Below are 13028 nucleotides of genomic sequence, written 5' to 3'. Positions count from 1 at the left end.
GCGCTTAGGCAACAAAAAACCCGCCAACGGCGGGTTGTCCATGCTCCCGCCAAAGGCAGAGGCCTCTTGTTGCCTCACCTCAAGCAGGAGTCATCAGCCCAATACGATCAAGTTCGTCGCCGGGCGGTTGTCGGGGGACTCCATCCCCATCTGCGTCGCAAGCCTAGCATGGAAATCGCGCCGCACAATAGGGCGGCCGGCGCGCGCGCCCCGCTTTCAACGCTTTGTCGCCGCGCTCTGGCCGCGCGGCTGTTCCGAACGCACAGACGTTACGCGCGGGCTAACTCGAATGTGAAGCTGAACTCATCTTCGCACTTTGCGGAAGCGCGATTGCGTGTCACCATTGCGACATACGACGGGAGGGCGCGATGCGCTTGTTGTTCTCGATCGGGGCTGTGCTGGTGGCCGGTATGCTTGCCGGGAGCGACGTCGCGGGCGTCGCTGCACCGGGGCCAAAGTACCAGCCACAGCGGCTGGCGGCCGAGAAGGACGCGCAGGCGGTCGACGTCGAGCTGATCCTCGCGGTCGACGTCTCCTACTCCATGGACATGGACGAGCTCGCGATCCAGCGCGAAGGCTATGCGCAGGCGATCCAGTCGAAGGAATTCTTGCAGGCGCTAAAGGCTGGCCCGAACGGCCGCATCGCCGTGACCTATTTCGAATGGGCGGCATCGAGCGACCAGAAGATCATCATCCCCTGGCGGCTGATCGACGGCCCCGAGACCGCGGATGCGGTCGCGGCCGAGATCATGAAGACGCCGATCCGTCGGGCCTCGCGCACCTCGATCTCCGGCGCCATCAACTTTGCGATGCCGTTGTTCGACGAGGATCCCTATCGGGGCCTGCGCCGCGTCATCGACATTTCCGGCGATGGCCCCAACAACAATGGCGGCCCGGTCACGGTGTCGCGGGATGCGGCGCTGGAGAAGGGCATCGTCATCAACGGCCTGCCGATCATGGTCAAGGAGCCGTCCTACTCGACCATGGATATCGACAATCTCGACTATTACTACGAGGACTGCGTGATCGGCGGTCCCGGCTCATTCGTGGTCTCGATCAAGGACCGCGAGAAGTTCAAGGAAGCGATCCGCACAAAGCTCCTGCTGGAAGTCGCCGGCCGCACGCCCGACCGTCCGGTGATGCGCGTCGCCGACAAGGAGCCGCGGGTAAACTGCCTGATCGGCGAGAAGATCTGGCAGGACCGCTGGGGGCGGTAGTCCCTCCTACCATTTCGGCGCGCGCTTTTCCACGAACGCCCGAAGCCCTTCCTGCGCCTCGTCGGTGGCCGCGACGTTGCAAAAATCCTCCACCGCGCTGGCGATGCTGCGCCGGTAGTCGAGGTCGATCTGGCGCATGAAGGCGGCGCGGCCCATCCGCACCACGGCTTCCGACTTCGCCGCGAATTGCGCCGCGAGCCCCACCACCTCGGCCTCCAGCTCGGTGTCGGGAACGACGCGGTTCACGATGCCGATCTCGCAGGCTTCCACCGCGCTGAAGGCGCGGCCGGTGAACAGCAGCTCGAAGGCGCGGTGCCGCCCGACGATGCGCGGCAGATGCGCATAGTGGATCGAGGGAATGACACCGACCTCGATCTCGGGATAGCCGAAAGTGGCGCTTTCGCTTGCAAGCACCACGTCGCAGGACACCGCCATGGTCATGCCGCCGCCGCGCGCGGCACCGCCCACCGCCGCGATCGACGGCTTTCCGAGATGATACTGCGCGTCAAACAGGTCGATGTAGAGCGCCTGCAGAAATTCGCGGACGTCAGCGCCGGACTTGCCCATGAGGATGTCGAGGTCGAGCCCGGCCGAGAACCGTTTGGCGAGCGCGCTAGCCAGCACGACCACGCGCGCGCCGGGATCGGCGGCGGCGCGGCGGAAGCCCGCGACCACGCTGCGGATCACCTCCAGGCTCAGCGCGTTGACCGGTGGCCGGGCCAGTGTGATGCGCGCGACGTTGCCGACGAGTTTGTAGCTGACGATGTCGGCTGGCTTTTCCGCGCTCATCGATGGATCCCTGGTTGGCATTACTTGGCGAGCACCGGCCGCGGCGGCAAGTCGTCGTTTCCGCCGGCATGGTAATCAGCGCCAAACTTACGTCGCGGAGCGGGCGAAACAAGGGAGCTCTGCGCCCATGCTCTCCTTCACAGACCGCCGTCGACCTGGATGCACTGGCGCGTGATGCGCTGGCTGTCGTCGGACGCCAGGAACAGCGCGAACTGCGCGATGTCGTCGGGCGTCACCGCGTCAGGGACGGCCTGGCGGGCGCGCATCTCGGTGATTTGCCGCCCGTCCGGATACCACAGCCGGCGCTGGCGTTCAGTGATGACCATGCCGGGCGCGATGGCATTGACGCGGATGCGGTCGGGGCCGACGATCCGGGCCAGCGAATTGGTGAAGCCGACGATCGCCGCCTTCGCCGCGGCATAGGTCGGCAGCGCCGGCGCGCCGCGCATCCATGCAATCGAGGACATGTTGATGATCGAGCCGCCGCCGCGCGCGCGCATCTGCGGCACCACTGCCTGCGCGGCGAAGAAGACGTGCTTGAGGTTGACGCCGATCGTCCAGTCGAATTGTTCGGGCGTGACCTCGGCCAGCACCTGCCGCTGGTCGTTGGCGGCGTTGTTCACGAGTACGGCGGCGTCCCCAAGCGCCCCATGAACGCGATCGATCGCCGCACGCAGCGCCTCGATGTCGAGCAGGTCACAGGGCACGAACAGCGGTGCAGAGCCGGACGTCCCGGTCACCTCGCGCGCCAGCGCCTCGCCGGCGTCGGTGTCGATGTCGAGAAAGGCGACTCGGGATCTCTGGGCGGCAAAGGCCCGCACGAACGCGGCGCCGATGCCGCTGGCGCCGCCCGTGATCAGGACGACGCGACCCGCAAGGCCGGAATAGCTTGATTCAGTCATGCGATCAGCCGCTCCGTCTCAGGGTCGAACAGGCAGATGCGGCGCGTGTCGAGCGCGAAGGAGGCGCGTTCGCCCGGCACCGGCCGCACGTCCGGCGAAATGCGCGCCTGTGCGGTCTCCCCGCCGAGCCGCAGCAGCACGATGGTCTCGGCTCCCGTGGGTTCAACCATCTCCACCGGCGCATCGACAACAATCGGCGCGCCCGATCCGGACGAAAACACGCGGCCGCCCTCGGCAATGCATTCCGGCCTGATGCCCAGCACCACGTCGCGGCCGACATAGGATGCGGCAGCGTCGTAGCCGTTGAGGCGCAGCCGCACTTCATCCGGCCGTCCTGCGCCGATCACCACCACCGGGCCACCGTCGTCCGCCACCAGCCTCGCGGGCATCGTGTTCATCGGCGGCGAGCCCATGAAGCGCGCGACGAACAGATTGGCGGGATAGCGGTACACCGTATCGGGGTCGGCGAACTGCTGCACGGCGCCCTGATGCATCACCGCGATCCGCGTCGCCATGGTCATCGCCTCGATCTGGTCGTGGGTGACGTAGACGATGGTGGCGCCGATCCGCTGATGCAGCCGCTTGATCTCCATCCGCATCTCGACCCGCAGTTTTGCGTCGAGGTTGGAGAGCGGCTCGTCGAACAGGAAGAGCAGAGGATCGCGCACCAGCGCACGCCCCATCGCTACGCGCTGGCGCTGGCCGCCCGAGAGCTGCGACGGCTTGCGTCCCAGCAGCGGTTCGATCTGGAGCAGACGCGCCACGTTCGCCAGCGCCGCCTCCTGCTCCGCCTTCGGCACGTTGCGGCATTCCATTCCGAAGGTGATGTTCTGGCGCACCGTCATCGACGGATAGAGTGCGTAGGACTGGAACACCATGGCAATGTCGCGGTCCTTCGGCTCGACGTCGTTGACGACGCGTCCGCCGATCTCGATGGTGCCGGAGCTCGGACGATCGAGCCCGGCGACGATGTTGAGCAAAGTGGACTTGCCGCAACCGGACGGACCGACCAGCACCGTAAACTCGCCGCTCTCGATGTCGAGATTGATCCCCTTCAGCACCTCCAGATTGGCGTAACGCTTCGACAGGGTACGAATGCTCAACGCTGCCATGACTTCCCCTTCATTTCACGGCGCCGGCGGTAAGCCCGCGTACGAAGTATTTGCCACCGATCAGGTAGATCAGCAGGGTGGGCAGGGCCGCGATCATCACCGCGGCGCTTTGTACGCCATGCTGCGGGATATCGGCGACCGCGGCCGAGAGCGCAATCAGCGCGGCCGTGACCGGCTGCTGTTGGCCGGTCGTGAATGTCACGCCATAGAGGAACTCGTTCCAGATATGCGTGAACTGCCAGATGATGGTGACGACCAGGATGGGCGGCGAGAGCGGCAGGATGATGCGCCAGAAAATCCGGAAGAACCCCGCGCCGTCGATGCGCGCGGCCCTGATCAGCTCCTGCGGGATCGACACGTAGTAGTTCCGGCAGAACAACACGGTGAAGGAGAGCCCCTGGATCGTGTGGATCAGCACCAGGCCCGTCAGCGTATTCATCATGCCGGTGTCGCGCAGCACGATGGTCCAGGGCAGCAGGCGCATCTGCTGCGGCAGGAAGATGCCGAGCGTAACGATGCCATAGATCCACTGATCGCCGCGAAAGCGCCAGAGCGAAATCGCGTAACCGGCGACCGCACCGAGCAGGGTGGAGAAGATCGTCGCGGGAATGGTCACGAGTGCGGAATTCAGCATGTAGGGACGGATGCCGGCGCAGGTCTGCGCAACGCAGAAGTTGGACCAGGCCGTGAGGTAGTTGCGAAAGGCCCACTGCAGCGGCCAACCGATCATCGAGGTCTGCGCGATCTCCTCGTTGCTGCGCAGCGAGTTCAGGATGACGATGATCAGCGGCACGAGCCACGCGACCGCGACCAGCAAGACGAAGAGATAGATGAGCATGCGGCTCGGCGTGAAGCTCCGGTCACGCATGGTTGGCCCGCCGTCGCTGGAGATGTCGCCACGCTGCATAGGGCAAGAGCACAGCGAGAAGAATCAGCAACATCAGCACGGCCGCCGCCGCGCCGCGACCGAGCAGGCCGCGCTGGAACATCAGGTCGTAGACCACGAGCGCCGGCAGCTGCGTCGCGATTCCAGGTCCGCCATTGGTCAGCGCGCGGACGAGGTCGAAGGTCGAAATGGCGAACTGCAGCTGGATCACGATGACCGTGATGGTGATCGGCCAGAGCGTCGGCAGGATGACGCGCCGGTACATGCGGACCGGCCCGGCGCCGTCGATCTGCGCGGCCTTGACAAGGTCGGCATCGACGGACCGCAGGCCGGCGAGGAAGAGCGCCATGGCAAAGCCTGAGGACTGCCAGATCGCGGCGATCACGATCGTCCAGATCGCCATGTCGCGGTCGACCAGCCAGTCGAAACGGAACGAGGTCCAGCCGAGATCCTGGACGAGCTTCTGGATTCCGAGGCCGGGGTTGAGCAGCCAGCTCCAGACCGTGCCGGTGACGACGTATGACACCGCGAGGGGATAGAGGAAGATGGATCGCAGCACGTTCTCGCCGCGAATGCGCTGGTCGATCAGGATCGCAAGAATGAGGCCGGTCGCCAGGCTCAGCAGCACGAAAGCGCTGCCAAACAGCAGCAGATTGTCGAAGGCGATGTTCCAGTTCCGCGTCGCCAGGACCGATGTGTAGTTGCGCAATCCCACCCAGCCCGAGACCGGAACAAGCGTGGATGGCGTGAACGAGATCCAGATCGTCCACAGCGAAAACGAAATGAGGTGCGCAGCCGACAACAGTAGCGGCACCCAGATCGTCAGGAATTCGGGCAGCCGGCCCATCACGCTGGATGTTGCCGGCCGCCCTGTTCGCGCTGCGATGGCGACGGTGTTGGTCACCGCGCCCCCTCGACGGCTTCGGCAAGGCGCGTGACCGCCTGCTCCGGCTTGATCGTCTTGTTCTTCACATACTCGGTGAGCACGTCGATCATCGCTGCGGTCAGGCCGTTTTCCTGCGCCATGTTGTGCGCCAGGCTCAGCACGGCCTGATTGTTGGCAACCGCGTCCTTGAGCGCGGCTGCGGTCCGCCGTTGACCGTCCGACCAGCCCTCACCGGAGAGGTCGACATCGGTGCGCACGGGGATCGATCCGGTGATCTGCGAATACATGGTCTGGATCGCCGGATCCATGACGAGCTGGGCCATCAGCGCCTGGCCCGCCTGCAGGTCGGGCTCCTTACGCTCCCAGAAGATGAAGGCGTCGGCATTGAGCAGGAACACCGGCTTGCTGTTGTCGCTGGGGCCGGGGGTGATGATGAAGTCCTCGAGCTTGAAACCGGCGTTGCGCAACACGCCCTGCGCCCATCCGCCCTGAATCATCATGCCCATATCGCCGTCGATGAAGCGCTTCGCATTGGTAGCAAAGGGTTGCGCGCCGACATTGGGGTCCATCCAGTCGGCGATCTTGCGCACCTGCGCGAAGGCGGCCTTGACCTCGGGGCCCGCCAGGGCCTTCTTGTCGAGATTCATGATGGCCGCGCGGTAGGCCGTGGGGCTGATGCCGGCGAGAGAGGCCTCGAACTTCTGTCCGTCGTCGGGGCGGGTGCCGCCATTCGCGATCGGATAGGTCACGCCGCCCGACTTCATCTTTTCGGCAAGATCGTTGAAATCGGCCCAGGTGACGGGGACCTTGTCGGCCTTGGCCTTGTCCATCGCGCGCTTGGAGAGGAACAGCATGTTGGTGCTGTAGATCTGCAACGGCAGCGCAATCCACTTGCCGCCCGGCTTGTGCAGTTTGGCAAGGTCCGGCGCGACGACCTTTTCGTAGCCGGCAGCCGCGACGACGGAATCGAGATTGACGGTTGGCGCGATCTTCGACCAGGCAGCGATCTCGGGACCCTTGAGCTGCGAACAGGCCGGTGGATCGCCGGCGATGATCTGGGCGCGCAGCTTGTTCATCATCTCCGTGGTGAAGCCGGGGACCGGCGAGTGCTGCCAAATCCCGCCTCTCTCCTCGAATTTCTTGCCGAGCGCCGTGATGGCCGCCCCGTCGCTGCCTGCGGACCATTGCGATATGGCGGTCAGGCGCGGCTTGACCCCGCTTTGCGCGCGGGCGAATGCCGGCAGCGCGAGTGTGGCAGCAGCTCCAGCGAGCAGACGACGCCTTGTTGTTGTGATCGGCATGGCATGTTCCTCCCGGGTGTGAACTTCGTTTTTGCGCGAGCAAGTCGCGTGGCTCAGGTCATCTCAGGCAGCCTCCACGGACGCGGTCGGCATGCCGCCGCGACACGCCAGGCACCAGGCGGCAAAAGCGAGTGCGGCATTCGGATCGTTGCCGATCGATGGTGGCACGAAAGCGAGCGACACCTGGGCGTGCTTGCGCCCGCCCAGGAGAGATGCATCGATTCCCTCGACCACGGCCTTTCGATGATCCTCGGCGAGCAGGGAAGGCCAGCCGCTGATGGCCACGCCGGGACAAGGCCTCACGTTCAGCGTATTGCCGATGGCAAGGCCGAGCCGGAACAGCCGGCGGCGCAATTCCTCGCGTATGCGCGCAGGAATCGGGATGGCATTCGCCGAACCGGTGTCGTGCTGCAGGAGCTCGGCCTCGGGAACGCCGAGCAGCTCGGCCAATGCCGGCAGCGACGCATAGGCTTCGACGCAACCATGATGGCCGCAGCGGCAACGCGGTCCGCCGTCGCCGAACACCATGTGACCGAGCTCGACCGGCAGCAGGGCATCGGCCTCGATCGGCTCGTCCACCCAGGCGCCGGCCACGCCCTGGCCGACGAAGACGAACAGATGGGCGCCCGAAAACGGGTAGTCCTCGGTGCGGCAGCGATGCAGCGTTGCGTGCGCCACCACCGAGTTGGTGATCTCGACCGGCACGTCCGCAAACGCCTCGTTGATCATGCCGCGCACGAGCCTGACGTCGCAGGGAATGATCGGGTTGTCGAGCACGCTCAGTCGGCCCAGTCCGGGGACGGAAACGCCGATCTGCGACAGGCGGATGCGGCGCTGCCCTGTCCAGTCCTGGAGCAATTCCAGCGCATCGCGAAACAGCCGGCCGACGGATGCGACGGTCGGCTTCTTCGGCAGCAGCACACGTTCGACAAAATGCAGTTCGCCCGAAAGCCCGCCGACGCCGACGCTCAAATGCTGCGCGGTGAGCTCGAACGCTGCCAGTGCCACTGAGCGATCGAGCGAGACGAGCGCTGAAGGGCCGCCGAAATAGGGCGCGGGCCGTCTCACTTCCTCGATCAGGCCTTCCGCCTTCAGGTCGAACAGGATGCGCGACAGGCTGGCCTCGGACAGGCGCACGGCTTTCGCCAAAGGCGGCCGGAACAGCCCGCCGGACTGGAGCAGGTGCCCCAGAATGGCCGCACGCGTCTGCCGCCGGCTTCTCGGCTGCTCCGACATTTCATCCCTGACGTCATTCTTACTTAGTGTAAGAATGTGCGCGCGAAGCGTTCGGCCTGTCAAGGCGCTTGCCCACTCGTGCACGGACTTGCTGTTGTGCGCGGCAGCAAAGCCGATACGCAGCGCGCCGCGGACGCCGTCGTTGGATCGGTGTGCCCGCGCGAGGTGACCTGATAGATTTGTGTGGCTCGCAGTCGCAACATCAGGAGCGTTCGATGACCGACGAAGACGCGATGATGGTTGGTTCCGCCGCCGTGTTCGCGGTCGCCGACATGGAAACAAGCGTAACGTATTATCGCGACGTGCTCGGCTTCGACGTCACGTTTCGGTATGGCGAGCCGATTTACTACACATGCCTGTGCCGGGACGAGGTTGCCCTGCATTTGAACGCGTCGACCAGCACCAAGCGATTGCCGGGCCATGGCAGCCTCTGCGTGTTCGTGCGAGATGTCGATGGCCTTTATGCCGAGCTCGTCGCGCGCGGCGCCAGGCCGGTCACGGCGCCGCAGACCTACGCCTATGGCATGCGCGACTTCGACGTCCTCGATCCCGACGGCAATCAACTGGTCTTCGGTATGGGTGTATCAGCGACGGACTGAAGGTCTCGCGCGCAGAAATCGCCACTCTCCTTCGGAAACATCATTCAATCTGTGGTTTAAATCACTGACGAAACCATCAAAGGGGTGTTTCCTGTCATTGTCATCCTGGTTGCAGGATGAGCGTGCAAACTGCGCGCCGCACCCGACACGACAGGAGCGCTGCCATGGCTCATCGCAGAAGACCCCCGAATGCAATCCGCCACTACGGTGTCCTGGTCGGCTCGGTCGTGGAGGGCTTCCAGAGCTCGGATGGGTCCTCGCCGCATTACGAGATTCATGTCAAGGGCGGCGATCGCGACTACCGGATCGCGGTCAATGTCCAGTCGGTCGACGACAGCGAGGTGCTGGCCTATTTCGACGCCGAGTTCGCGAAGGCGGGAACCCTCGACCTGAAGCCCTATCTCGACGGCGATCCCGGCTTTCGGCGGCTCGAGACCGGACCGTCGGGGCAGGGCGGGCTCGATTATGTCAGAGACAACATCTTTCCGGTCGATGCGATGCGACCGATCCCGGCGACCGGCGGCGTCTCGCTCAAGAACCTGCTCGACGCCAACATCAAGCGCGCGACGGCGGACCAGAATGCCATGGTGGTCGCGTTCGGTGAGTATTTCGAGGACCCTGGCCAGACCGACAAGTATTTTCACTTCCGGCCCGAACGCGGCATTCACGACATCCATATGATGCAAGGCAATAGCGGACAGTTCGCCGGCGACAACCGCACCCATGGCGACGGTGCGCTGTTCCTCTGCTTCGGCAAAACGGCCGAAATCGTCGCGCTGTTCGTGCGCTTCCAGACCCAGTCGTTGAACACGGACGACAACACCGGCGCGCCGCGGCACTAGATCCAGGCGGCTCCGCGACTTCGCTGTCGCTTGTTCCGGCAGGAATCAGCTTAACTGCGGGGACGCACAGGGGATCGCCGAATGCCGACTGCCAGGCTTGCCGCACTGTCTGATCTTGCCGGGCTGCTCGATCTGTTTCGGGTATCGGAGGTGAGCGTCGCTGCCGAGCCGCAGGCGAGGATTGAGGCGATCTGGCAACAGACCCTGGCGCGCGAGGACATCGCGGTGCTTGTGTCGACAGCCGGCGACAAAATCGTCGCCACCTGCATGCTCATCACAGCGCCCAATCTGCTGCGCAGTGGACGACAGCACGGCTTTCTCGAAAACGTCGTCACCCATCCCGAGTTTCAGGGCCGCGGCCATGGCCGTGCCGTTGTCGCGGCCGCGCTGGCGGAAGCCTGGCGCAGGGATTGCCATCACGTGCTGATGCAGAGCGGCCGCAAGGATCCGCGCGTTCACCGGTTCTACGAAGCCTGCGGGTTCGAGCCGGGCTTGCGCATCGGCTACGTCGCGCGGCGGCCCGCGCCTTGATCTTAGCGCGTGAACCGCGCCACCAGCTCCACATGCGGCGTGTGCTTGAACTGATCCACCGGCACCACCGTCTCGATCTTGTAACCGCCGTCGATCAGGAGTCGCGCGTCGCGGGCGAAGGTCGCAGCGTTGCAGGATACGGCGATGACGACCGGCACCTTGGCCGCGGCGAGTTTTAGCGCCTGTGCCTGCGCGCCCTGGCGCGGCGGATCGAACACGACGGCGTCGAAATCGCGCAGCTCCTGCGGCACCAGCGGACGGCGGAACAGGTCGCGCGCCTCGGCCTTGATCGGTTTCAATCCCGGTGTGCGCGCAGCCTTCTGAAGCGCGGCGATCGCGCCGGCATCGCTGTCAAAGGCCGCGATGCGCGCCTTCTCCGCAAGCCGCAGCGCGAACGGGCCGACACCGCAAAAGAGATCGGCGATCTCCTTCGCCTTGCCGATACGCTCGATGACGAGCGCGGCGAGCGCCTCCTCGCCGGCGACCGTCGCTTGCAGGAACGAGCCCGGCGGCAGTGTCACCTCGGCGCGGCCCATTTTGACGGTGGGCGGCAGCCGTTGCAGCACCAATTCGCCATGCCGCGTCAGGCGCGCCAGGCGGTGCTGCTCCGCGACGCGCGACAGCGCGCCGATCAGCGCGGCCGGCAGCGGGCCGGAGCCGCGCACGTCGACGTCGAGGCCGTTCTCGGTCGCGGTGACCTGGATGTCGAGCGGTTTCGTCACCGTCATCTTCTGGGTCAACGGCTCGGCGATCGCCCAGGCGGCATCGAGCGCACCGTCGAGCGCGGGATCGAGGATCGGACAGCGATGGATCGGGATGACGTCATGTGAGCTTGCCGCCGCGAAGCCGACCTTGAGGATCTCATGCGTGCCGAACCTGCCGTGCGCCGTGACCCGGCGCCGGCCCACGCCATGCGCGTCGACCAGCGGTGCCACCTCGCAGGCAAGACCCGCCTGCGCCAGCGTCTCCACCACGATGTTGCGCTTCCAGGCGCGATAGGGCGCCTCCTGCCAGTGCTGGATCGCGCAGCCGCCGCAGACGCCGAAGTGCGGGCAGAACGGCGCGATGCGCTCCGCGCTTGCTACGTCGACAGCGATCAGCTTGCGCCGGTCGGGATGATTGCCTGGGACGTGGTCCACCTCCACCGTCTCGCCGCCGAGCGCATACGGCACGTAGATCGCTTCGCCCGCGTCGAGCGAGACGCCGTCACCGCGATGGCCGACGTGATCGATCGTAAGCTTCTCAACCACGCCGCGCGCCCAGGAAGAATTCGATGTTGCCGTCGCCGCCGGCGATCGATGAGGGGAACACCGCGATGTCGGTGCAGCCGAGCGAGGCGGCGAACGCCGCGATGTCGTCGCAGATCGCCTGATGCACGGCGGCGTCGCGGACGATGCCGCGCTTGTTGTGCTTCCGCTCGGCCTCAAATTGCGGCTTGATCAGCGCCAGCAGGCTCATCGGCGCTGCGGCTAGCGACAGCGCCACCGGCAGCACCGTCTTCAGCGAGATGAAGCTGACATCGATGACGACGACGTCGGGTCGCGCCGGCAGGCGCTTGCCCTCGAAGGCGCGAATGTCGGTCTCCTCCATCGAGACGATCTTCGGATGCCCCTGCAGCGAGGGATGCAACTGACCGGTGCCGACGTCGATGGCGAAGACGAGGCTCGCACCGTTTGCCAGCAGCACTTCGGTGAATCCGCCGGTGGAGGCGCCGACGTCGAGGCAGACATGGTCCTCGACCTCGATCGGATAGCGCTCGAGCGCGCCTGCGAGCTTGACGCCGCCGCGCGAGACGTAGGGGTGCGCCGGCTCGGCCTGCAGCACGGCGTCTTCCGCAATCGTCTCGGAGGGTTTTGCCACCGGCTTGTCATTGGCCATGACGAGACCGGCCTCGATCGCCGCGCGCGCCCGCGCCCGGCTCTCGAACAGGCCGCGCTCGACCAGCAAAACATCCGCGCGCTTGCGGGCAGGGGACATGCGTCGCTCCGGAACAGATCCTTGCCTTATATACGCGCTTGCTGCGCGGCCGCCATCCGGACGCAAATCTCGAATGCGGCAAGATCGTGCCAGATGTCGGCCGGCATCTCGGTTGGCGTCACCAACGGACAGCCGTGCAGCTCCAGCGCATGGATCATCATGAGATTGTCGACCAGGCCAAAATCCTCGACCGTCAGGCCGTGCGCATCGACCAGGCGTCCGTCGCTGCTGGCGACATCGCCGAAGCGCCGCACGCGGTCGGCATAGACGGCGGGATCGTTGCAATAGGCGAGGCACAGTTTGCCGCGGCCGGCCATGTAGCCGAGCTCATAGACGGTGCCGGCGTCGGCGCCCGGTCCGCGAAATGGCGTGAGATTGGCTATGATGGCGTCGGCCGCGTCCATCATCGCCTCGTTGCCGGCAAAGATCTGCCGCGAGGCGTCAGCGGCGGAAAGATCGATCACGTTGTCGAGGGGATAGAGGCCGGTGAGCCCGTGGGCAGCGCAGATCGCGGCCTTGCGCCGGCCGATTTCAATCGCATCTGGCAGGAACACGTCGGGGCCTGCCAGATAGATTTTCATGGAGCCAAAGCCGGAAAAATTTGGATCAAGGTGCGAGCCACATCGCGTGCTCTGCTCCCTCTCCCGCTTGCGGGGGAGGGCTGGGGAGGGGGTGTCTCCGCAAGCGACACTCCCCAAGAGGAGAAAGCCCTCACCCGCGCCTTCGGCGCGACCTCTCCCGCAAGCGGGA

Annotated in this window: 14 protein-coding genes and 1 riboswitch; of the genes, 4 read left to right on the top strand and 10 right to left on the bottom strand. The window is 65.4% G+C overall.

What is annotated here, in order from left to right; translation table 11 throughout:
* Positions 1-77: 77 nt before the first annotated feature.
* Positions 78-157, bottom strand: a riboswitch (Fluoride riboswitch).
* Between the two features lie 211 nt (positions 158-368).
* Complete coding sequence (locus JQ632_RS05685; protein ID WP_212401301.1) at positions 369-1217, top strand: DUF1194 domain-containing protein; 849 nt, start codon at positions 369-371, stop codon at positions 1215-1217.
* A 6-nt stretch (positions 1218-1223) separates the two neighbouring features.
* Here JQ632_RS05685 and JQ632_RS05680 read toward each other — a convergent pair whose 3' ends face one another.
* The 7 genes from JQ632_RS05680 to JQ632_RS05650 all read right to left on the bottom strand — a co-directional run bounded on the left by JQ632_RS05680 (position 1224) and on the right by JQ632_RS05650 (position 8329).
* Positions 1224-2006 carry an enoyl-CoA hydratase/isomerase family protein gene (locus JQ632_RS05680; protein WP_212401300.1) on the bottom strand — a complete coding sequence of 261 codons (783 nt, stop codon included), beginning with the start codon at positions 2004-2006 and terminating at the stop codon, positions 1224-1226.
* A gap of 137 nt (positions 2007-2143) precedes the next feature.
* Positions 2144-2908, bottom strand: coding sequence for an SDR family NAD(P)-dependent oxidoreductase (locus tag JQ632_RS05675; protein ID WP_212401299.1), 765 nt, complete (start codon positions 2906-2908; stop codon positions 2144-2146).
* Positions 2905-4020 (bottom strand): ABC transporter ATP-binding protein, encoded by a 1116-nt coding sequence (locus JQ632_RS05670; protein WP_212401298.1) that lies wholly within the window; start codon positions 4018-4020, stop codon positions 2905-2907. The genes JQ632_RS05675 and JQ632_RS05670 overlap by 4 nt, the downstream gene beginning before the upstream one ends.
* A gap of 10 nt (positions 4021-4030) precedes the next feature.
* Positions 4031-4888, bottom strand: a complete 858-nt coding sequence (locus tag JQ632_RS05665; protein WP_212401297.1) for a carbohydrate ABC transporter permease — start codon at positions 4886-4888, stop codon at positions 4031-4033.
* A complete protein-coding gene (locus tag JQ632_RS05660) occupies positions 4881-5753 on the bottom strand; it encodes a carbohydrate ABC transporter permease (RefSeq protein ID WP_212401480.1) in 873 nt (290 codons plus the stop codon). Before JQ632_RS05660 ends, JQ632_RS05665 begins: the two co-directional genes overlap by 8 nt.
* A gap of 53 nt (positions 5754-5806) precedes the next feature.
* A complete protein-coding gene (locus tag JQ632_RS05655; protein WP_212401296.1) occupies positions 5807-7093 on the bottom strand; it encodes an ABC transporter substrate-binding protein in 1287 nt (428 codons plus the stop codon).
* A gap of 63 nt (positions 7094-7156) precedes the next feature.
* Positions 7157-8329 carry an ROK family protein gene (locus JQ632_RS05650; protein ID WP_212401295.1) on the bottom strand — a complete coding sequence of 391 codons (1173 nt, stop codon included), beginning with the start codon at positions 8327-8329 and terminating at the stop codon, positions 7157-7159.
* A gap of 215 nt (positions 8330-8544) precedes the next feature.
* Between JQ632_RS05650 and JQ632_RS05645 the strand changes: the two genes are divergently transcribed.
* The 3 genes from JQ632_RS05645 to JQ632_RS05635 all read left to right on the top strand — a co-directional run bounded on the left by JQ632_RS05645 (position 8545) and on the right by JQ632_RS05635 (position 10301).
* Positions 8545-8928 carry a VOC family protein gene (locus JQ632_RS05645; protein WP_212401294.1) on the top strand — a complete coding sequence of 128 codons (384 nt, stop codon included), beginning with the start codon at positions 8545-8547 and terminating at the stop codon, positions 8926-8928.
* 164 nt (positions 8929-9092) lie between these two features.
* Entirely contained in the window at positions 9093-9770 is a 678-nt protein-coding gene (locus JQ632_RS05640; protein ID WP_212401293.1) for a DUF2278 family protein, read from the top strand.
* 81 nt (positions 9771-9851) lie between these two features.
* On the top strand, positions 9852-10301 hold the full coding sequence (locus JQ632_RS05635; protein ID WP_212401292.1) for a GNAT family N-acetyltransferase: 450 nt from the start codon (positions 9852-9854) through the stop codon (positions 10299-10301).
* Positions 10302-10303: 2 nt separating this feature from the next.
* On the opposite strand, the gene JQ632_RS05630 is transcribed toward JQ632_RS05635, so the two are convergent.
* The 3 genes from JQ632_RS05630 to JQ632_RS05620 are packed head-to-tail and all read right to left on the bottom strand — an operon-like array spanning position 10304 to position 12859.
* On the bottom strand, positions 10304-11551 hold the full coding sequence (locus JQ632_RS05630) for a methyltransferase (protein ID WP_212401291.1): 1248 nt from the start codon (positions 11549-11551) through the stop codon (positions 10304-10306).
* Positions 11544-12278, bottom strand: coding sequence for a TlyA family RNA methyltransferase (locus tag JQ632_RS05625; RefSeq protein ID WP_212401290.1), 735 nt, complete (start codon positions 12276-12278; stop codon positions 11544-11546). Before JQ632_RS05625 ends, JQ632_RS05630 begins: the two co-directional genes overlap by 8 nt.
* Positions 12279-12304: 26 nt before the next feature.
* Positions 12305-12859, bottom strand: coding sequence for a nucleoside 2-deoxyribosyltransferase (locus JQ632_RS05620; protein ID WP_212401289.1), 555 nt, complete (start codon positions 12857-12859; stop codon positions 12305-12307).
* Positions 12860-13028 lie beyond the last annotated feature (169 nt).

This window comes from Bradyrhizobium liaoningense (genome assembly GCF_018130955.1).
Classification (GTDB): Bacteria; Pseudomonadota; Alphaproteobacteria; order Rhizobiales; family Xanthobacteraceae; genus Bradyrhizobium; species Bradyrhizobium liaoningense_C.
This window is presented reverse-complemented; position numbering and strand designations above follow the sequence as displayed.

Coding starts and splice junctions, on each gene's coding strand:
- JQ632_RS05665 (WP_212401297.1), bottom strand. CDS start 4,888: ATGCGTGACCGGAGCTTCACGCCGAGCCGCATGCTCATCTATCTCTTC.
- JQ632_RS05640 (WP_212401293.1), top strand. CDS start 9,093: ATGGCTCATCGCAGAAGACCCCCGAATGCAATCCGCCACTACGGTGTC.
- JQ632_RS05635 (WP_212401292.1), top strand. CDS start 9,852: ATGCCGACTGCCAGGCTTGCCGCACTGTCTGATCTTGCCGGGCTGCTC.
- JQ632_RS05645 (WP_212401294.1), top strand. CDS start 8,545: ATGACCGACGAAGACGCGATGATGGTTGGTTCCGCCGCCGTGTTCGCG.
- JQ632_RS05670 (WP_212401298.1), bottom strand. CDS start 4,020: ATGGCAGCGTTGAGCATTCGTACCCTGTCGAAGCGTTACGCCAATCTG.
- JQ632_RS05625 (WP_212401290.1), bottom strand. CDS start 12,278: ATGTCCCCTGCCCGCAAGCGCGCGGATGTTTTGCTGGTCGAGCGCGGC.
- JQ632_RS05620 (WP_212401289.1), bottom strand. CDS start 12,859: ATGAAAATCTATCTGGCAGGCCCCGACGTGTTCCTGCCAGATGCGATT.
- JQ632_RS05655 (WP_212401296.1), bottom strand. CDS start 7,093: ATGCCGATCACAACAACAAGGCGTCGTCTGCTCGCTGGAGCTGCTGCC.
- JQ632_RS05680 (WP_212401300.1), bottom strand. CDS start 2,006: ATGAGCGCGGAAAAGCCAGCCGACATCGTCAGCTACAAACTCGTCGGC.
- JQ632_RS05675 (WP_212401299.1), bottom strand. CDS start 2,908: ATGACTGAATCAAGCTATTCCGGCCTTGCGGGTCGCGTCGTCCTGATC.
- JQ632_RS05660 (WP_212401480.1), bottom strand. CDS start 5,753: ATGGGCCGGCTGCCCGAATTCCTGACGATCTGGGTGCCGCTACTGTTG.
- JQ632_RS05685 (WP_212401301.1), top strand. CDS start 369: ATGCGCTTGTTGTTCTCGATCGGGGCTGTGCTGGTGGCCGGTATGCTT.
- JQ632_RS05650 (WP_212401295.1), bottom strand. CDS start 8,329: ATGTCGGAGCAGCCGAGAAGCCGGCGGCAGACGCGTGCGGCCATTCTG.